At 49.9% G+C, this 20,599-nt stretch carries 17 protein-coding genes; 5 read left to right on the top strand and 12 right to left on the bottom strand.

Annotation, left to right across the window (positions count from 1 at the left end):
• Positions 1-225: 225 nt before the first annotated feature.
• Positions 226-1,413, bottom strand: a complete 1,188-nt coding sequence (locus XYCOK13_RS20980) for a MalY/PatB family protein (protein WP_213414205.1) — start codon at positions 1,411-1,413, stop codon at positions 226-228.
• Between the two features lie 388 nt (positions 1,414-1,801).
• On the opposite strand from XYCOK13_RS20980, the gene XYCOK13_RS20985 reads away from it, so the two are divergent.
• The 3 genes from XYCOK13_RS20985 (at position 1,802) to XYCOK13_RS20995 (ending at position 4,826) form a co-directional block, all read left to right on the top strand.
• Positions 1,802-2,983 (top strand): KamA family radical SAM protein, encoded by a 1,182-nt coding sequence (locus XYCOK13_RS20985; RefSeq protein ID WP_213414206.1) that lies wholly within the window; start codon positions 1,802-1,804, stop codon positions 2,981-2,983.
• A 234-nt stretch (positions 2,984-3,217) separates the two neighbouring features.
• Positions 3,218-4,021, top strand: a complete 804-nt coding sequence (locus XYCOK13_RS20990; RefSeq protein ID WP_213414207.1) for a TspO-related membrane protein — start codon at positions 3,218-3,220, stop codon at positions 4,019-4,021.
• Positions 4,022-4,175: 154 nt separating this feature from the next.
• Positions 4,176-4,826, top strand: coding sequence for an MOSC domain-containing protein (locus XYCOK13_RS20995; RefSeq protein ID WP_213414208.1), 651 nt, complete (start codon positions 4,176-4,178; stop codon positions 4,824-4,826).
• Between the two features lie 86 nt (positions 4,827-4,912).
• On the opposite strand, the gene XYCOK13_RS21000 is transcribed toward XYCOK13_RS20995, so the two are convergent.
• The 8 genes from XYCOK13_RS21000 to XYCOK13_RS21035 all read right to left on the bottom strand — a co-directional run bounded on the left by XYCOK13_RS21000 (position 4,913) and on the right by XYCOK13_RS21035 (position 14,436).
• Positions 4,913-5,185: a DUF2277 domain-containing protein gene (locus XYCOK13_RS21000; protein WP_213414209.1), complete on the bottom strand. Its 273-nt coding sequence runs from the start codon at positions 5,183-5,185 to the stop codon at positions 4,913-4,915.
• Positions 5,186-5,322: 137 nt separating this feature from the next.
• Positions 5,323-6,534 (bottom strand): substrate-binding domain-containing protein, encoded by a 1,212-nt coding sequence (locus XYCOK13_RS21005; RefSeq protein ID WP_213414210.1) that lies wholly within the window; start codon positions 6,532-6,534, stop codon positions 5,323-5,325.
• 138 nt (positions 6,535-6,672) lie between these two features.
• A complete protein-coding gene (locus XYCOK13_RS21010; RefSeq protein ID WP_213414211.1) occupies positions 6,673-7,824 on the bottom strand; it encodes a Gfo/Idh/MocA family protein in 1,152 nt (383 codons plus the stop codon).
• Between the two features lie 16 nt (positions 7,825-7,840).
• On the bottom strand, positions 7,841-8,809 hold the full coding sequence (locus XYCOK13_RS21015) for an ABC transporter permease (protein ID WP_213414212.1): 969 nt from the start codon (positions 8,807-8,809) through the stop codon (positions 7,841-7,843).
• The gene (locus XYCOK13_RS21020; protein WP_213414213.1) at positions 8,763-10,283 is read right to left on the bottom strand and encodes a sugar ABC transporter ATP-binding protein; all 1,521 of its coding nucleotides are present in this window, start codon (positions 10,281-10,283) and stop codon (positions 8,763-8,765) included. The genes XYCOK13_RS21015 and XYCOK13_RS21020 overlap by 47 nt, the downstream gene beginning before the upstream one ends.
• Before the next feature lie 82 nt (positions 10,284-10,365).
• Positions 10,366-11,529: a levoglucosan dehydrogenase gene (locus XYCOK13_RS21025; RefSeq protein ID WP_213414214.1), complete on the bottom strand. Its 1,164-nt coding sequence runs from the start codon at positions 11,527-11,529 to the stop codon at positions 10,366-10,368.
• A gap of 54 nt (positions 11,530-11,583) precedes the next feature.
• On the bottom strand, positions 11,584-12,399 hold the full coding sequence (locus tag XYCOK13_RS21030; RefSeq protein ID WP_213414215.1) for a sugar phosphate isomerase/epimerase family protein: 816 nt from the start codon (positions 12,397-12,399) through the stop codon (positions 11,584-11,586).
• A 15-nt stretch (positions 12,400-12,414) separates the two neighbouring features.
• Positions 12,415-14,436: a LacI family DNA-binding transcriptional regulator gene (locus XYCOK13_RS21035; RefSeq protein WP_213414216.1), complete on the bottom strand. Its 2,022-nt coding sequence runs from the start codon at positions 14,434-14,436 to the stop codon at positions 12,415-12,417.
• 631 nt (positions 14,437-15,067) lie between these two features.
• Between XYCOK13_RS21035 and XYCOK13_RS21040 the strand changes: the two genes are divergently transcribed.
• The gene (locus XYCOK13_RS21040) at positions 15,068-16,216 is read left to right on the top strand and encodes a YhgE/Pip domain-containing protein (protein ID WP_213414217.1); all 1,149 of its coding nucleotides are present in this window, start codon (positions 15,068-15,070) and stop codon (positions 16,214-16,216) included.
• Positions 16,217-16,292: 76 nt separating this feature from the next.
• The gene (locus XYCOK13_RS21045; RefSeq protein ID WP_213414218.1) at positions 16,293-16,877 is read left to right on the top strand and encodes a TetR/AcrR family transcriptional regulator; all 585 of its coding nucleotides are present in this window, start codon (positions 16,293-16,295) and stop codon (positions 16,875-16,877) included.
• 76 nt (positions 16,878-16,953) lie between these two features.
• On the opposite strand, the gene XYCOK13_RS21050 is transcribed toward XYCOK13_RS21045, so the two are convergent.
• The 3 genes from XYCOK13_RS21050 to XYCOK13_RS21060 form a co-directional block, all read right to left on the bottom strand.
• Positions 16,954-17,760, bottom strand: a complete 807-nt coding sequence (locus XYCOK13_RS21050; protein WP_213414219.1) for a hypothetical protein — start codon at positions 17,758-17,760, stop codon at positions 16,954-16,956.
• Positions 17,761-18,282: 522 nt separating this feature from the next.
• The gene (gene ant(6), locus XYCOK13_RS21055) at positions 18,283-19,143 is read right to left on the bottom strand and encodes an aminoglycoside 6-adenylyltransferase (RefSeq protein WP_213414220.1); all 861 of its coding nucleotides are present in this window, start codon (positions 19,141-19,143) and stop codon (positions 18,283-18,285) included.
• A 366-nt stretch (positions 19,144-19,509) separates the two neighbouring features.
• Positions 19,510-19,863, bottom strand: coding sequence for a YjgN family protein (locus XYCOK13_RS21060; protein WP_213414221.1), 354 nt, complete (start codon positions 19,861-19,863; stop codon positions 19,510-19,512).
• Between the last annotated feature and the right edge of the window lie 736 nt (positions 19,864-20,599).

Here is a 20,599-nt window from a genome sequence, read left to right on the forward strand (position 1 = left end):
CATTGATGCAAGGCTAGTGCATCATTTTCCCCTATTCGACGTTTTCTCCTCACCTGCCACGAATAAGACCGTTTATTCCACTTATTTTCGTACTTCCCAGGACTGAATTCGTTCCAGTTCCCAGAACATAACTCGTCCGCAGTTCATTCCGCTTCCCAGAACCGGATTCGTTCCGCTCAGGGCTCAACCCGCTATCAGACCGCTTGTTGAATCGGCTTAGGCGCGTTACTGTCCGGCTTCCCTGTTCCGCACAGCTTCGGCGAAGCGCCGGAGTCCCTCCCGCATTAACGAACGCGGGCATGCGATATTCACGCGCAGAAACCCTTCGCCTTCCTTCCCGTATGTGGAACCCTCGTTGAATGCCACCTTGGCTTCCTTGTACATGATCTCTTTCAAGGTGCGCGCGTCCTCGGCTATAGCCCGGCAATCCAGCCATACCAGGTAAGTGCCCTCCGGGCGTATGACCTTCACCTGCGGCAACTGGTCCTCCACGAACTGGATCAGCTCATCCAGGTTGCCCTGCAAATAATCGATGCATTGTTCGAGCCACGGTTCCCCTCGGGTGTAGCAAACTTCCACTGCTGTCGCACCGAAGTAGCCTTCCATGTGGATCGAGAGCGCCTTCAAGCGATGATTATATTTCCGGCGAAGCTCCGAATTGGAAATAATGACAGTCGAGGTTTGCAGCCCCGGGAGATTGAAGGTTTTGCTCGGCGCGGTACACGTAATCGTATGGTCCGCAATTTCCTCTGATACCGATGCCATCGGCACATGCTTATAGCCGCGGTATATCAGATCGCCGTGAATTTCATCGGAGACGATCTTCACGCCTTTGCGCACACAGAGCTCTCCAATCGCTTGGAGTTCTTCCTTCGTCCACACTCTTCCGCCAGGGTTGTGCGGATTGCAAAGCAAAAGCACCTTCGTCTTCTCGTCAAGCTTGCGCTCCAAGTCTTCCAGATCAAAAGTGAACCGATTATTCTCAAGCTTCAACGGATTGTTCACAATCTCGCGGCCATTCATGCGAATCACATCAAAAAACGGGTAGTACACCGGCGCCTGAAGCACGATTTTGTCACCAGGCTCGCTCAAAATCTCAATGCTGAGACTAAGGGCTGTCACCACGCCCGGGCTGGAACTGATCCAACTCTTCTCAATGTTCCAGCCATGGCGACGGCGCTGCCAATCCACTATGGCCTCGAAGTAGCTGTCCGTTCGAAAGGTATAGCCATAGTAACCATGACGGGCACGCTCCACCATAGCTTCCACGACCTCAGGCGGCGCTTGAAAGTCCATGTCCGCTACCCACATCGGCAGAATATCCGGGTCGCCGAACAGCGCTCCCGACTGATCCCATTTATATGAAGCCGTTCCTCTGCGCTCAGGCAGCTTGTCAAAATCATAGGTACGCATTGCTCACTTCACTCCGTTCTATCATTTGCCTCGTTAGTCTGCACGCATGTTTGCTGCTGCTATCACTATACCATAGATCGCCAACGTGACGAAAATGCGCGCATATAAAACGCTTTCATGCCGAAGAGCATATCGAAGCATTTAGCAGGGATTGTATGAATATCCGGGCTAATCTGGCCCAACGCCCTTTATTCATAAATATTTCTTATATATGCGCGAATACCACCTTTCAGAAATGCGTCCATCTCCCCTATAATTTAAATTGGTGCTCTTCTCAAGCACATCCCCTATTCCTTGCCTGCCTCCTCTCGCTGCACACAATCAAGTCGCCTTCATTCCGGATTTGAACTATTTATTTGCCAACATTATAAAAGGAGGGATTGGTTTTATGGCGCAACCAAGGTATGTGACCAATATTGACAAGCTGACACAAATACCCGAGGATGAGCGCGCAAAGCTGAAAACCATCACAGAAAAATTCGTATTTCGTGTGAATGACTATTACCTGAATCTCATCAATTGGCAGGATCCGAACGATCCCATAAAAAAGCTCATCATTCCCAATGAGGAAGAGCTTGATGAATATGGGCGCTGGGATGCTTCCGATGAGGATACGAACTATGTTGTGCCGGGCTGCCAACACAAGTACAGAACAACTGCGCTTTTGATCGTATCCGAGGTATGCGGCGCATACTGCCGCTACTGCTTCCGCAAAAGACTGTTCCGCAACGACGTCAAGGAAGCGATGTCCGATGTGGAGCCAGGCTTGAAGTACATCGCCGAGCATCCGGAAATCAACAACGTCCTGTTGACCGGAGGCGACTCGCTCATCCTGGCTACCCCGAAAATTCGCATGATCCTGGAAAGACTGAGAGCCATCCCGCATGTCAAGATCATCCGATTCGGCTCGAAGCTGCCAGTCTTCAATCCAATGCGCATCTCGGAGGACGAGGAGCTTCTCGAAACCATTCGCGAATTTTCCACTGTCGATCAGCGCATCTACGTCATGGCGCATATCAACCACCCGCGCGAATTGACAGATGAAGCGAAGCTCGCCATCGACAAGCTGCACCAAGCCGGAGCCATCGTCGTCAATCAGACGCCGGTGCTTAAAGGCATCAACGATGATCCGAAAGTGCTTGGCGAACTATTGGACAAGCTGTCCTGGGCGGGAGTGACGCCCTACTACTTCTTTGTGAATCGCCCGGTCGCCGGCAATAAGTCCTTCGTCCTTACGTTGAAGGAAGTTTACGATATTGTGGAGAGAGCCAAAGCCCATACTTCCGGACTCGGCAAGCGCATTCGCCTGTCGATGAGCCATACGTCCGGCAAAATTGAAATACTGGCTATCGAAGACGGCAAGGCTTATCTAAAGTACCACCAGTCTCGCGAGGAAGAGTACGGCAAGTTCATGGTGCTTGATTGTCCTGACGACGCCGCATGGTTCGATGATTTGCCCGGAAACGAGAAGTATTGGAGCAAACCGAAGAAACGCACGGATGAAGTCGTATCAGTTAACGCGCTTCCAGACGTGCCGCAAGGCCGCAAAAAAGCAGTCGGAGCAAAGTAACAACCCCATCCTGCACAAAGCCGCATTCCCACTTGGCAATTGCCGTGGGAAGCGGCTTATTTGGCATGTGCCCGATAGAGGATGCGAAGAGCGCCGCATGCCGAGTTTCGCGAAGCCTGGAAATTGCCAGGCACTCTCCCTCCCTGTCACTCCTTTTTATCAACTGGCAGGAATAGCTGGGCCACGGTTATCCTTCTAGCTCAGGCATATAGTTTTACTAAGGGAGGGATCTGTATGCACGATCGGTTTTACCGTTGGTTGAACGCCGGAACATACGCGCTTCTATTGTGCACACTCGGTTATGCGGGCGCGCTGCCGCTCGGCGGCACGAACCTGGCGGAAGTTTACACCCTGTATCCCGTTATTCTGACGCCTGCTCCTTACAGTTTTGTGATCTTGAGCTTGATTTATATCGGTCTGACCGGATTTACACTCCTATCCTTTGTCCCGGCATGGCAACGGAAAGCAGAAATTCGAAAGGTCGGCCCGTGGTTTGCCTGGAGCTGCGTGTTCCATGCGCTATGGCTGCTTCTGCTGTACTCCGGTCAATTCACGGCCGCTGTATTTATGCTCGGGGCTTTGCTTTTGACAACCGCCGTCGTCTACATGCGAACGCGCTCCAGTCTCTATCTGTATTCTCGCGCGGGCGGCGGGCAACCTGGGAGAAACAGCTGGAGCCGGGACAGCTTGGTTCGCCTTTGGGTACAGCTGCCGTTCAGCCTGTATGCAGCCTGGAATTCCTTTATTTTCATATGGAGCGCAAGCATGACGGTGCGAGCAAGCGGCTGGCACGGAGGGGGGCTGCCTCCTTCGCTTTGGGCCATCTGCGGCCTGCTTCTGCTCTTTGCGCTGGCTGTCCTGGCAGGAAAAACAAACCGGGATATTCCCTTCATGCTTACGATTGTGTGGATGCTCACTGCCATCGCCATCAATCAGCCGGATGAACCGACGGTACGCCTTGTCGCTTGGCTGCTTGCAATCGTGCTGAGCGCTAATGCCGTGCTGCACGTTCGCAGCAAAGCATTGGCCCGCACCTAATTCCATGCACTTTTCGTCCCCCTGCGCCCTCCTCCTCGTTTATAATAGAGAGAACCAAATGGATTCTCAGCACAGCGCTGCCCCGGATTCGCAGTTCGAGAGGAGCAAGCTGAATCCAATAAGAAGGAAATCGAAAAAGGAGTGGGCGGAAAACATGCAAGTCATTCGCATTAAATCCATCAATATCGGAGTTCCCCGAACTACCGTTTATCAAGGCAAAGAACTGAACACCGGCATCTATAAGGAACCAGCTGACGGGGATGTGTACCTGAGCCCATTGAATTTCGCAGGTGACGCGCAAGCGGATCTTGTCCATCACGGCGGCGCGGATAAAGCTGTTTGTGTCTATCCTTACGAGCACTACGCTTATTGGGAGCAGCGGCTTGGAACGCAGCTGGCCATGGCGGCGTTCGGTGAAAACTTGACGACCGAGGGCAAGACCGAACAGGATGTGCGATTGGGGGATATTTATGAGCTTGGGGAAGCTGTTGTACAGATTAGCCAGCCCCGTCAACCCTGCTTCAAACTGGGACACAAGCATCAGACTCCCGAGCTGCCCGCATGGGTAAGGGAGACGGGATTCACCGGCTATTACTTCAGAGTGCTGAAGCCGGGGCTGGTGAGCCATACAGATACATTGAACCTTGTCGAGCCGGGACCTTCGGACATGACCGTAGCCAGAGCGAACCAGATCATGTACCGAAAACCAGAAGATGAACTAGAAATCCGCCACTTGCTGGCCGTGGAAGCATTGGCCGCGAGCTGGAGGGGGATGCTGGAGAAACGGCTGGAAAAAGTCGAGTAAGGAAAGCGAAGTTAACCCTGTATCAGCTGCTTCCCAGCTGTAACTGCGAGTTGCGGATGTTTTGCAAGCAAGAGCCAATCCGGCTGTTAGACAGATCCAAATCGCTTCGCATTTCGTTCACGCGCACGTGCCGCTTCGACTTCCCTGTTTTTGGGTTCCGCGTTCGTCACTAGTGCGTTCAGAAGTTGACGTACAGCCGCGGACACTTCTTCTACAGCGCCATAAAAGGCCTCTTCGTTGGCCTTGGATGGCTTGTTGAATCCCGATATTTTCCGTACAAACTGCAAGGAAGCCGACTGTATTTCCTCTTCGGTTACGGGCGGGTCAAAATTAAACAACGGCTTAATGTTTCGACACACGTTCATTCTCTCCTTTCGCCTGCGCTTTCAATATAGACCGCTCCCCTTCTTATTAGCCATCTTCATGACGATTCCTGCACTTCCGCCTATTAAAAAAAAGACAGCCGTCGTTAGTCCTGACGGCTGTCTTGCTGCTGTTATTCAGCTGCTGCTGCTTGTTGAATCGGATTTGGCGCTTCCTCGTAGTAAACTGTCTTCCAAGATTCCAAGATATTTTCTTGTGTTACTTCCAGGGAAGGAACCGCTACATATGGAGGCGTTTCTTTGCCTAGCAGCGCATAGCCGGCCAAAATCGCTTCGGCTACCCCTTGGTCATAAGGCAGCTGCGCGCCCAATCCCTTGATGTTGCCGCCCTGAGCAATGTTAAGGGCAACATTCGTACCGAGGTCAATAGTTGTAATGACCAGGTCTTCGCGGCCTGCGATACGCACTGCAGACAATGCGCCTTCAGCTGGGACGTCCCAAACTACAAACAAGCCGTCCAGATTCGGGTTTTTGGTCAACAATGCGGAGGCTACAGCCTCTCCATCTTCCGGTCCGGCAATACCGCCGCGTTCTACAATGTTAATGTTCGGATATTCTTCTGCAATCGTCTTTTCGAACGCTTCTGTTCTTTGCTTGGTTACGAAGAAGTCCGCGTCGTGATAAATGACACCGATATTTCCTTCTCCTCCAAGCTGATCCGCCATAATATGAGCAGCGACTACGCCATTGCCATAGTTATCCGCGGAAACAACGCTTACATAGTCTGTGCCGTGTTCCAGTCCATCCGGCTTGTTATCCATAAATACCAGCTTTGTGCCATTTTCCACAACTTTCTTGTAAGCTGTAGCCGTCGTTACAGCGTCAACCGGAATACTAACCAACACGTCTGGATTTCTGGCCATCAATGTCTCAATGTCAGACATTTGCTTCTCGGACTTGAAGTTCGCATCCGTTGTAGCAATCACTTCTATACCCATGCGCGCAAAAGCTGCTTGCAGACCTTTCACTTGTGCAGTCGACCAGTCATTCCCTGCATAGTGCAGCGAAATCGCTGCCGTGTAATTGCCAGCGCGCAATTCTTCAAGCTCTTCCTCAGTCAGCATCAATGTCTTGGCGGACACTGCCTCTTCCCCGTTCGGACCTGTGCTAAGCACCGGATTGTCTGGCAGATCAAGATTGATGGTAAGCGGACCTTCTTGGGCAATTTCATCTACACTTGCTCCACCCTCGCTGCTGCCCGCGCCATTGCTTCCCGCATTATTGCCGCCGCCATTGTTGGACGGTGCGCCGCCGTTGTTCCCGCAGCCAGTTACCACTACTGCCAGCATCAAGATAAAGACTAACATGCCAGTCATTTTTTTCATTGTCGAGTTCCCCCTAAGTCATGCTAAATAGTTGATGTTTGTGATTCCTTCGTTTGATTCTTGCCTTTCCATTCCCGTATAGACATCCCTCCCCAGAGTAGTATCTAGCGGGTGATGCTATTCCCACGCCAGGAGGCGTTAGCTTTCCTGCTTCACCTTGACCCACTTCCCGCTCTTGCCGCTCTCCACAATCGCATCTATCAGCAGCATCAGCTGATAACCTTCTTGAAACGAGGCTACGGCATGCCGGTTTTGCTGATCTCCCAAAACCGCAGCGTAAAAGTGGTTCATCATGTTTTTCAGACTATCCGGCCAGCCTTCCTCGTGTCCGCCCGGATAATGCACATAGGACTGTACTTCCTGATCCACCAGGGCTGGATCGCGAACGATAATGGAGGATGGCTGGTCCCGGTACCCGACTTTCAAGCGGAACGGTTCCTCCTGATTCCAGCTTGCGGAAGCCAGCGATCCATCCAAAGCCAGCTCCAGCCCATTCTTCTTGCCTGCCGATATTTGAGATACAGTCAGTACGCCCCTGCTTCCATCCTCAAACTTCGCAAGCACGGTGCAGTAGTCTTCTGTTTCCACGTCCACTGCCTGCATTTCGCTTGTGCTTGAGGTCTGGAAGGACTGCACTTCTCTAACAGGCTTGTAACGCTGCGGAATGATAGTCGCGAGGTCGGCGAATACCTCCGTGATGCGTTTGCCGGTTACATATTGGCTTAGATCATACAGATGTGAGCCAATATCGCCAATGGCTCTGGTTTGTCCGCCATATGCCGGTTCCATGCGCCAATTGTAGTCGGTTTCATACATCAGCCAATCCTGCAAGTAATGCCCGCGGACGAGGCGCGGAACGCCCAATTCCTTGTTCTGAACCATCTGTCTGAACTGCTGCACCATCGGAAACTGCCTGTAGTTGAAATTAATACCGGTCACCAGTTCCTTCTCCCGGGACAACTGATACAGCTCTCTTGCTTCCTCGCTCGTCATGGTAAGCGGCTTCTCTGAAAGCAGGTGCTTGCCGTGCTGCAAAATTTGCTTATTGATCTCATAGTGAAGATGATTCGGCGTGCAATTATGCACAACTTCAATGTCCGGATCGCGCAACACATCCTGAAAATCCCCATACGCTTTCGGAATGTGCAGCTTGCGTGCCAACGCTTCGGCCTTGTCCTGACTGCTCTGGACGATCGCTGTCACTTCCGCCAGACCCGTCCTGCGGACTGCCTCAATATGAGCTTGTCCGATGAACCCGGCCCCGATCACAGCTGCTTTAACTTTTCTCACTTCGATCCCTACCTTTTTACTTGCCTATCTTCTTGCGACCAAGGGCGACAGCAAGGATGATAATCGCCCCCTGCACAATCATCTGCTGGCTTACATCCAAGCCCATGATGATCAAGCCGTTGTTGATCGTACCAATCATCAGCGCGCCGATTACGGTTCCCACAACCGTACCAACACCGCCAAACAAGCTGGTGCCGCCGAGAATGACAGCCGCTATGACGGACAGCTCATCCCCTTCGCCGAATGTATAGCGGCCGGAGTGCATCCGTCCCGCATACAACATGCCAGCCAGGCCAGCCACCATGCCGGATGCCGTCAGCACGAGCAGTTTCGTGCGAGACACATTGACCCCGGAGAAGCGCGCTGCATTCGGATTGCCCCCTGTCGCCAATACTCTGCGTCCAAACGGCGTTTTCCGCAAGATGATATGCCCTACCAGTACTGCAACAGCCATCCAGACGAGCAAGATCGGAATCGGACCGACATTGCCGGCTCCGAATAAATACACATAGGTATCATTTGTAATCGGAACAGGCGCCGTGTTCGTAATCCACATCGCCAATCCTCTGGCTACCCCCATCATCCCGAGCGTAACAAGGAACGAGGGTATCAGCACTTTGGTAACAAGCAATCCGTTGATCAAGCCAATAATGAGTCCTGTTCCAAGACCCACCAATAATGCGCCAAGCACGCCCCAGCCGGATTCCAGAGCCAACGCGGTCGTCAAGGAAGAAAGCGCGGCTATTGAGCCGATCGACAAATCGATCTCCCCTGTACTCATCACGAACGTGATGGCGACCCCCATAATCGCGATAATCGCTGTCTGACGAACGATGTTCAGCAGGTTATAGGTGGTCAAGAAACCATCATCGCCGAGCGTGACGGAGAAATAAATCAGAATAATAATAAATGCGAAATAAACAATATACTGCCGCCAATTAAACTGTTTCAGCTTCGGCAGCACTCCCGTAGCCTTGGACTGCATGCTCCAGATCCTCCTCTGTTTCGATTTCCTCGCGCTTGTACGACTGTGTTACCTTCCCATTGCGGAACACCAGGATGCGGTCGCTGACAGCAAGCAATTCCTGCATCTCGGATGAGACCACCAGGATGCTTTTTCCTTCATCTGCCAGTTCGCGAATGATGGCCACGATTTCAACTTTGGCCCGAATATCAATCCCGATCGTAGGCTCGTCCAGCAAGATAATGTCTGGTCCGTTCGCCAGCCACTTGGCAAATACGATTTTTTGCTGATTGCCGCCGGATAACAGGTTGGAAAGCTTCCAAATCGAGTCCGTCTTGATTTTGAGCTTATCTACCCACTTCTCGGTGATTTGCCTACCCTTTTTGTCATCCACGAGCAAATTGGAGATTTTGGACAGTGAAGGCAGCAGCACATTGTCCTTCACCGAATGGTCCAATATTAGCCCCTGCACCCGTCTGTCCTCCGGCACCAGAGCCAGTCCGTTGGCAATTGCATCTTTAGGCGAACGAATGTTGACTTGCTTGCCGTTGATATAAATTTCACCTTTATCAACCGGATCGATGCCAAACAGCGCACGAAGCGTCTCGCTTCTTCCGCTGCCCATAAGTCCCGCAATACCGAGAATCTCGCCTTTGCGCAATTCGAAATCAACGCCGTTCACACGGCTTGTTGCATGCAGATCCTTGACGCTCAGCACAACCTCGCCGCCAGAAATATCCTCGCGCTTCTTCCACTCGAACTTATCGAGGTTCTTGCCTGCAATATATTCAATAACGCTGTCCATCGTCATTTCGCTTGTGTTGGCCGTAATGAGATGCTGTCCATCTCCCATGATCGTAATGCGGTCGCAAATTTCAAAAATTTCCTCCATCCTATGCGAGATGTATACGATGGAATATCCTTTGCTCCGCAATCGGTTGATAAACGCAAACAGCACTTCTGTTTCCCGTTTCGTCAAGGATGATGTCGGCTCGTCCATAACAAGGATCTTCGTATCTTTGGCGAGCGCCTTGGCGATTTCGACCATCTGCCAATACCCTACGCCCAAGTTGGACACTTGCTGGTTCGCTTCAATGTCTACACCGAGCTCTTCCAGCAGCTTCTCGGTCATGCGAATCGCTTTGCGATCATCAATAAGGCCCAGCGAATTTCTGGGCTCTCTGCCGATAAAAATGTTTTGCGCAACCGTAAGGGTTGGAATTAGACTAAATTCCTGGAAGATCATCGAGATCCCCACATTCTCCGCGTCGGTAGTGGAATGAATATCCACCTCGCCGCCATTTAGCTTGATGGATCCCTCGTCCTTCGTATAAACTCCGGTTAAGATCTTCATCAAGGTGGATTTACCAGCGCCGTTCCCGCCCATCAATGCATGCACTTCACCCTTGCGAAGTTCAAAGTGCACGCCATTCAGGACCTTCACCCCGTTAAAAGATTTGGAGATCTGCTCCATTTCCAAAATTGGCGTTTCCATGTGAAATACTCCTTTAGCTGATTGCTTCGGAACGGAGAATCTGACGATCCGCCGTCCCGATAGCGTTATCTGCCCGCAATCATTATTTCGTCTTCACCCATTTATCCGCTTCTGCCGAGGCAAGAATCGCATCGCTGATCACAGCAATCCGGTAACCGTCTTCGAAATTTGGAGATACTTCCTTGTCATTGACAATGGCATCAATGAAATCATGCGCTTCAACAATCTTCGTCTCGGTATATCCGATGCCCAGTGCAGGAATCGGCCACAGCGCTCCGCCGTACGGATGCGCAGGTCCAGTATAGACGGTGCGGAATCCGCGTCTGTCTTCCGGATCGCTGCTGAAGCATACTTGCAGCTCGTCGCGGCGCTCGTAATTGAAGAAGACGGAGCCTTTCTCGCCGTGGATTTCAAATGTAATGTAGTTGTTCCGGCCCCAAGCGTTCCGTGTCGCTTCAAGGCTGCCTACTGCCCCGTTCTCGAAGCGCAGCAGTGTGCTGATTTCGTCATCTACGTCAACCGCCGATTTCTCTACATTTCCGCTGGCCTTCACTGTGCCCAGTTTGTCCAGACCGCCGGATTGAACCGGACGTTCTTTGATCCATGTTTTGGCCATAGCCATAACTTCAGAAATGTCGCCAACCAGATAACGAGCCATGTCGATCACATGCGTACCGATATCCCCCAACGCGCCGGAACCGGCAATCGACTTCTGAAAACGCCAGGACAACGGGGAATTCGGGTCAGCCGACCAATCTTGCAGATACGTGCCTCGGAAGTTGAGGATTTTGCCCAGAGCGCCTTCCTCGATATATTTCTTCGCCAAGGCGATCGCAGGCGTACGGCGATAATTGAACGCAACCATGTGCTTCACGCCGGCAGCTTTAACCGCATCGAGCATGCGCTTCGATTCCTCTGCTGTTCGGGCAAGTGGTTTCTCACACATAATATGCTTGCCGTTTTGCGCTGCGGCGATGGCAATTTCCGCATGAGAATCGTTCGGCGTCACAATATCGATAATATCCACTTCAGGATCTTCGACGACGGAACGCCAGTCCGAGGACCATTTTTCAAATCCATACCGTTCAGCGGCATTTTTGGCCAATTCATCCGTTACATCAACGAGTGTTCTGCGGTACGGTACGGCTGGCGCAGGCCAGAAAAACATGGGCATTCCCGCATAAGCAATGGAATGCGCCTTTCCCATGAATCCTCCGCCGATCATAGCTACGTTCAATTTACGCATAGTGAATCTCTCCCTCTCTCTTGGTGTATTCGTTATAATCGGCTGGCAGCCGGATTAACCGAGCCCCAGCTGTTCTTTCAAATATTGCTTGCTGATTTCCGCACCTTTCAACGGATTGCTGTAGCTGTCCAGTTCGATCGTAATCCAACCGTCATAGTTCGCTGCCTGCAAAGCCGCGAGCATCGCTTTGAAATCCTGATGACCTTCCCCGAGCGGCTGGAATGTGCCGTTGCCCCAATCCTTGAAGTGTACATATTGGATGCGGTCAACATATTTCTGGATCACGGCAACCGGATCCCCGCCACCTGCCTCAATATGAGCCGTATCCGGACAAAGCGCAATTTGCGTCATGCTCATAATTTTGTCCAATTGTTCGGGTGTTTCCACACAAGTGCCGAGATGCGGGTGATAGCTTGCAGTCAGGTTATATTTCTTAGCTACTTCATCTCCGCGCTTCAATGCATCAGCCAGTCTGCGAAAGTCTTCGTCTGTCAGGGCTCTCGCCGGGACAGCGCCGCCGCCATATACCAGATGCTCCGCTCCGAGCGATGCGGAAAATCGGGCTACTTTTTCAATCTTGGCGAACTCGTCTTCCAGAATGTCCGGATAAATGAAATTGGCACCGGTATACACCCCAACGAGCTGCAAATTCAAGCTTTTCAACAAATTTTTCAGTTCTTCGGGCTTGTCTTCATACTCCATCACGTTGCCATCAAAAAGCTCCACTCCCTGATAGCCTGCTGACGCGATATCCCGAAGCGCTTCTTCTGTAGACCCATTCGCCTTGTAGTAAGCGTCCTTCACAGATGTCACACCGCCAGGGTGCCCTACAACCCCGCCCCATGTATTCGTTTGATAGCCAAGCTTCATTCTCGTGTGCCTCCTTTAATGTGAATCTGGTTGCCGTATTTTATTCTCTTCCGCCACGCTCTCCCTGCTTTGCAGAGCTGTTATGCCTGCGACAATTTCGGGTGACGGCCGCTCGTGCAGCACATCCTGCCAACCTGCCAGCAGGTTTTCCGATGTGATCCGATACGGCGTTACGCCAATGAACGAAGGAATTTCTTTGCCTAGCAGCGCATTGGCGGCAGCCAGAGCGGTCGCTCTTCCCTGCTCGTATGGCCGCTGTGCGCTCAGGCCTTTCACCGGACCGCCCATTGCCATGTTGGCGGCTATTTCATAGTCCAAGTCCGCTGTCACGACACTGATATCTGTGCGATTCAAATCCTTCAGCGCGCGAAGCGCTTCCAGCGCCGGACCCTCCCAGGAGACATACAGCCCTTCAATCTCCGGGTACCGTCGAATCATGTCCATGCAGACATCATATGCTTTGTTTTTTTCCACGAATCGTTCAATTGCCGCAATATGCAAACCGGGGAACTCTTCGAATAACACTTGTTCTACAGCGGTATCCCGTTGCTTGGTTGCAAAGAATGGAGCGCCATGGACCAGCAATCCGATATTTCGCTTCTTCTGCTCTGTCAATTGTTCGCCCAGAATGCGCCCGGCAATCTGTCCGTTCTCCATTTCATTTACCGAAATGCAAGAGGCATAATCCTTGCGCTCGAAACCGTCGGGCGTATTGCCAATCAGCACGAGCTTGGAGCCGCTGTTTACCACTTGTCGATAGCTGTGGGCTGTCCGCTTCTCATCGGTAGGGATGCTGATCAGAACATCCGGCCCCAAGGCTACGATGCTTTCGTGCTGCTTCACCTGAAGCTCCGGATCGAAGTGGGCATCTGTGACGACAAGCACCCGGATGCCCAGCTCGTCAAATACATCGCGAATCCCTTTTTCGTGCAATCTGGACCAAGCCATGCCTGAATAATGGAAGGAGATCGCCGCCGTGTAAGTGCCGGACTTGATGCGTTCCTTATCCGCCGCGCTCAGTTCAAGCACCTCAGGATTTTCCGCCTTCTCCCCGAGCGGTCCTCTGCCGATGCTTCGGGTGGAGCTGCGAATGTTCAGCTTGCAGGTAAGCTTTGTGTCTTCCGGGCCCTCCTCATCATCCTCCAGCTTGGCCATCAGCTTGGCGAAACTCAACTCCCCCGCCTCAAGCGGATCAAAGGCAATGGTCGTTAAAGCGGGACTCAACATATCGCTCAGCTCGAAGTCCTGCAAGCTGACCAACGAAATATCTTCGGGACATTGAATGCCATTGCTGACGAACAGCTTGTAAAGCTGCATCGTCGCCTTCGTATCCGCGCTCACTATCGCCGTCGGCCTTTCAGCGTGCAGCAAGAGAGCTTCGATTGTTTTTTTGTCGAGCTTGCCATTCTCATCCACTTCAGCAATGATTCTGGAGTCGGAGGGAATGCCGTACTTCTGCATGGCATCCTGGAAGCCTTCCAGCTGCAATTGCTGCACAGCCCCTTTTCCCGGTTCCCTGATAAAGCAGACACGGTCATGACCGCTCTTCAGCAAGTGGTAGGCCGCTGTATAGGCATTTTCATAATGATCAAGTATAATATTGCCCGTTCCCATTGTTTTAACAGCTCCGACCCAAACTGTCGGCACATTCAGTTCCTTCAACTTGTAAAACTCGTCGCTGTTGCGATCCGGCACTGCGATAACCCCCGCCGGTTTTTTCACACGGATGAATTCACGCACCAGCGCCCGGTCCCATGCATGCAGGACAGCTATCTCAAATTCTTCCCTTGCGGCTTGCTTTTTGATCCCTTTAATCATTTCGGTATAGAAGCTGTACTCCAGATTCTCCACCAGGCAAAGCACCGTATTGGACCGAACCGCTTTCTTATGGCGCTCACGAATGTGGCTGCCAGATTCACGGATAGCTTCCATCACCCGTTCAGTCAACTCTGGACTCACATAACGTGTTTTGTTGATGACGTGAGAGACAGTCGCTACGGAAACGCCTGCTCTCTTTGCAATTTCTTTGATACTCATCTCCTGGTCCCCCATGTGCACCTGCATTGTATTTGTTGCATGCACTGTCTTGCTCGTGGGATCTCAGCTGCGATTTCCTGGGCATGCACATCTGACATTCATTCGTAGAGCTCTGTGATGGTCCATTCGTCACCAAGGAAGTTTACGTAAACGCTCTCATTGGTTATGTTTCAGATCTTAAACCATACGATTTCAGCTAATACGGCCACCACATAATAGAATGAACGGATTAACCAACTACCATTCGTTGGAACAATAAATATTTACGCAAACATTTAACCGTTTCCTATACATTTATATCACACAAAAAACTAGGATTCAACCAATTTACGCAAGTTTATGTGTGGTTTTTTACGATTTTTAAGTATAAATTTATTTCATAAGGGATTTTGTGGATGAAAATAGTCTTATATTATCATATTTACGTAATAAAAAAGACAATAAGTGTTTTATAGGCCACCTGCATTATTGGTATTAGATTTATTTACGTAATAATCATTTCCGCCAGACAATGACACACTTGTTTACTCTTCTTTTATGAAGGATTTGACATACCCTTATGATCCAAGTATGATATTAAACGAACGTTTAATTCAAACGATTGTTTAGTTTATAGAAGGAGAGTTCAGAGATGGGAGATACCCTACGGCATTTTTTGAGAAAGCCTGCGACAATTGCAGGCATTGTAACGGCATTGATGTTCCAAGTCATTTTTAGCGTTATCTGGATGACCGCCTATCAGGATGTGAACGATAATGCAGACAAGCTGCATATTACAGTCGTTAATGAAGATCTCCAGTTCGGCAGCGCCATTATCGGGGTATTGTCCGAGTCCCTTCCGTTCCAAATCAGGGAACAGAATGACCTTGCCGAAGCCAAAGAACGATTGCATGATCGGGACACCCATATGGTGCTTCACATTCCAGCAAGTTTGTCCGAAGATATCCAATCACAGGAAGGCACGGGCACTCTCTTCTTCCATGTGAATGAATCGAACCCTGCTATGATCGGCAGCTTAATGAGCGGTGTCGCCGATAAAATCGTCGCCGCAGTGAACAAACAAACAGTCGCCCATGCGGTGACAGGCGTGCTGACGAATATGCAAATGTCGGAACAGCAGGCGGCTATTGTCGGGGAAGGCTTGTCCGAGCGTGTTACCGGACAATTGGACCGTATGCACCCGGTGACGAATATGGCGAGCCAGATGGTGCCGATGATGATGGTGCTGGCTTCCTACGTAGGCTCCATGATTATGGGGATGAACTTCGAGCAATCGTCCATGATGATCGGACCTGAACGAAGCAAGTGGAGGAAATTTGCAGCGCGCAGTCTCTTGAATATCGTCGCCGCAATCCTGGTATCGCTGCTTGGCACGACTCTGGTCATCCTTCTGGGCGGGCAACACGTCGAAGGGTTCCTCACACTCTGGCTGTTCCAGGCCTTGTTTGTGGCGACATTCATGTTCACCGCCCAATTCTTTCTGCTGCTGTTCGGCATTCCTGGCATGCTGTTCAACATCATACTGCTTTCGCTGCAGCTCGTTTCCTCCGGTGCCATGGTACCGCGTGAGCTTCTGAATGATTTCTATCACGGACTCAGCGTCTTCATGCCAGCCACCTATGCCGTTGAAGGAATGATGAACATTCTCTTTGGCGGACCAGGAATTAGCGAAGCTGTAACGAAACTATTCATTATGCTAGGTGCAACGATTGTATTAGGTCTTGCCGCTGTTGCAATCAAGAAATCTCCTAGACCGCGGGCAAGCCATGGCGCGCAATGAACCGGGTTCGTAACCGCAAATAGTCACGATGCCCTCGTCCGCATTACACAGAATAGGCTTAGAAGGAGGGATAACTATGACAGCATCGCCAGACAGCAAGATGAAAATTTTGCTTGCGGCCAAAAAAATGTTCGCCGAGCAGGGCTTTGACGCTACCTCTGTACGGCAAATCTGTGAGGAGGCCGGGGTTAACCTGGCCCTAGTTTCTTACCACTTCGGCGGCAAGGAGAATGTCTTCTACGCCATCTTTGAGCAGTTCTTTCCACTGGAGAAACTGGACATGCTTGAGCAGGAAACACTCGATCCGGTTCAGGGATTGCGGTTGGTCGTCACGCAAACCCTGCTGTTCTTCGACCAGGAGCCTGAGCTGCACCGTATCATGGAAAGGGAATTTTCCGGCCTGTCGCCCCGTGCCGAGAAGCTGACTAGGTTCACCTTTCCTGTCTGGCACAAAGTTCGGGCTATCCTCGAAGAAGGCAGACGCAAAGAGCTCTTTCAATTCGATTCACTGGATTATGCGCTGCTGCTTGTTCTCTCGGCTCTGATCTTTCCAAAAAAGCGTTCGTTCCTTTATCGGTTGAATACAGAAGGGCCCTATCCGATTGATCAGATCATCCATTTCACATGGCAGTTCGTCTACGGCGGACTGCGTGCGAAATAGCGAAAACCGTAAGCTTGGCACTATCCATGAGTGCTTCGCTTACGGTTTTCTTCACTTCATTCAGTCGTACCCTCGCTTAATCATTCTGGATTGCAGACAAGCCATACCCAAACGTATAGCCATCCTCATCCAATGGATCTGTCAGCTGGGCCATGGTGCTTTGGAATGCAGTGACACCCTTGCCCTCTTCCAGTTTGATTTTTTCCTTGTATGTGTTATCCGGGAAACCTTCGATATTCGCAATGATTGTCTCTACCTCATATACCGCGTACCCTTCATCATTCTGGCCAGCGGATAGGATAGTCGAGACCGCCTCATATTCTGCACCCTGATAGGTAACCTTCTCCGTCCAGGAATGATTAGGCTGCAGCGGTTTTTCGATCCAGATTTTCTCTTGGAACAAAGAGGTGGCTACACGATCCATATGGTCGGATTGGAGCTCACTCTTGATCTGGTCAGCTGTCACGGTCACGATCCGGCGAAAGGAAAATGGTTCCCCATTCTCATCGGTCAAACCGCTTCCGTCATTCATGACGCCTTCATACACATATATGGTAGCCTCTGGTTCTTCTTTAATCTCAACCAGCGTCTCATTGTGTCCATACTCAGCGTAGCCGTGGTACAGCTTGGTCTGGCCGCTTTCCTGCAACTGAAGAGATTGCAAATCCCCGCTGTCGGCATCATTTTCTGCCTGTTCTCCCGCCTGTTCACCTGTCTGTTCACCTGTCTCTCCGCCTGCCTGTTCACCCACTTGCCCATTGTTCTGCTCGGCATTCCCATTTTCCGCCTTGCCATTTTCCGCATCGCCGTTGCTGGCGCTGCAGCCGACAAGCGCTGCTGTAATCAATAGTGCCGCCAAAGTAAGTTTGGTGCTTTTTCTCATGTTGTTTCATCTCCTTCCTATCCTCTAGACGAGATCACAGCGATATTGTTGCAGTTTTGAAATAGTAGTGCCTTGCCACTTTCGGGAAGCGGAAGCTGGATGCCAAATTATCAGAAGTCAATCTTAGGTGCTAGCACAATCAGCGATCATACTTGGACTCATATACTGCATTATAAAGAAAGGAGTGATAGTATGTACCGTCAACAGTCTCATCACTGTCCCCCACAATCCGTCTCTGCTCGTCCCACACAGGTTTATGAGAACTATTACCACCCAAGGGTTGTCCAAGTTGTTCATCCAATCGAAGTCATCAGACGCCATCATTGCGTGCCCGTTCCGCATCATATTTACTGTGTTACAGTCAAAGACGAATTTGTCAGGTAATCACACTCCCCCGCTTTGGTCAAGACATTTAATGAATATTGAAAAACACCTAAGTGCCATAGTACAAGTAAATCCTGAGAGGCCTGATTTTGCAGGCCTCTTTCTTTACTCCTCAGCATCCAAACAACACCTAAATCACTAGCCTTTACACAAAGAACTATAGATATTCTCCGTATACTTCGTAATGGCTTCATCATAGTCGGGGTACATATACCCGAGGTTTGCTGCCAACGAGGTGGAGTGCTTCCTAAATAGCGCATAACAAGCAAATAAGGACTGCCACATTTCGGCATAGCCATCTGTCCGATAGGTCGAAATCAGCCGTTCCCAATCTTCAGCCGGAAGATAACGGTCGATGAACTTATAGTTTTTGCCAAGACTGAATGTATAACCGCGTTCAAAGCCGATCTGCCATGCCATCATTCTGAGCAAATTGGGCCGTGCGATTCCATTTAAGTGGTCAATCGCATATAGGATTTCCTTTCTTGCCAATCCTTTGACAACATAGGCGGACACCCACCAAAATTCATTGCAGCAATCGTCAAATTCTCCGGCAGTTGGTTTTTGAATCCAATAGCGGCTGTCATCTGCTATCACTTCATGCCGTACACGATTATCCTTGTCTACCAGGAGTTCCACTAAACCATCGCTCTTGTCGAAATACTCCTGGATCTCGTCAACCGGAATTAGCGTAAGGTCCACTTTATTCCCGTCTTCCAACAGCATCAAATAGGAGAACCAGTTTCCCAATTCCGGAGGGAACAACTCCATATCCTCGGGCTTCTGCATGATGATTCGTCTGCCGTAGATGTCCAGCCATTGATCACTTTCCTTGAAAGCCTCCATATCCGTAACAAAATAAGAAATGTCATAGTCCTGAAATGTGTCAGGCGGAATATGCTTATTCGTTCGCGAGCCTTCGAGCGTAACTGCTCGGATTCGCTCATCGCTTCTGGCGAAATCCAGTATAATCTTCATCATTTCTTGTTTACTTCTCATACAATCATCCCCCATTCTATTCTACCGTATGCGATCACTATTCAGCTCAGCAGGAGCAATAAGAACCTGTCAACTCTTAGTTTAACTAACTGCAACTAACACATCTAGATGGGAACTAAAATCTCGATTTCTTCAAGTACCTGCAAAACGTACACTTAGAATCGTTGCTTTTCGTATATTGCGTCGAAATGCCCAAAACTATGATGTAGGTTTTATATGTAGATGCATCATATCAGCTAAGTATAAAGTGCATTCAATGTGCGCACGCATCAAAAAAAAGGACTTCGGCTCTAAAACCGAAATCCTTCTCTCGAATGGTCGCTATGAATCTGCCGCAATTATGCATCTTGCGGTTCATATTTCCATTTACTCAAATGTCGTATGCTTGGCCTTCCACTTTTCAAGAGCAATAAACAACCAGAAGCCATAAATCCCTGCCGTAATGAAGCAGAGCAACCACCATTTGATCCAATTGCCGAAGAGACCGACTGCCGTTCCATGGAACTTCAAACGTCTGCCTTCGATGACAGTATGTTCAATCTTCCAGCGATAAATCATTGTGAGACTCCAAGGGTAGCAAATGCCCGCGGTGAATACCGTAACCAGAAAGCCAAGAATTCTATATCCTATGTAACTTAGCAATCCTCCATCAAAATAAGATTTCGTTGTTCCCGTACTCACACTGACATTTACATGCTGAACCACTGCTTGATTTTCCATGTCCTACCTCCAATTTTTCGAATTATTCATATAATTCATTCGACACATGGGACTAATTTCCTCCTCCTTCAGACTAGAAATCGACAAAATTCCCAATCAACGTAACGGCACTTTTGAAGGAAGAAAAGGACTTCGGACCTAAAAGCCGAAATCCTTCGATCTAACATATACCTAAGAGGGGGAACTAGAGTGATACGATTGAATAGTAAAGCTTGCAAGTAAATCTTTATTGTTTACATGCTCAAATGCATAAATGGTGACGATTGCTCCCCACATAGCTAAACATGACACGCTTCCCCCATGAATCCAGAGAAATTTTAAATCCATAACCAAGGTTGCCATCAAACAATAGACTTCTAATAACATAGTCATTATCTTGTTCCAACTATTTCTTTGAACTAAGCTACTGGATTGTAAAACTTGCAAGAATATCTTCACATACCTGGTCATCTGCTGGTGTATATCTTGCCCCGTCAACAAAAAAATAAAGGGTGATAAATTCAGAACCATTTGAAAAATTGCCGCCTTATCTGACGGTGCAAAGGTTAATAGTATCCCTTCTTGGCCATAAAAAAACGCAAGGATCAGCCCTCATTCAAATGCCGAGAGAATTTCCTGCATGACTTTGAAAAAGAGGCAGTAACCGCGGACAAAAAGAGTAGCGTAGATGAGCAGAAGAGGACCGGGCCACCGGTTGAATCTGTGACAGTCATTCCTGTCCGTTAGAGCGAAAAAA

The sequence above is a fragment of the Xylanibacillus composti genome (assembly GCF_018403685.1).
Classification (GTDB): Bacteria; Bacillota; Bacilli; order Paenibacillales; family K13; genus Xylanibacillus; species Xylanibacillus composti.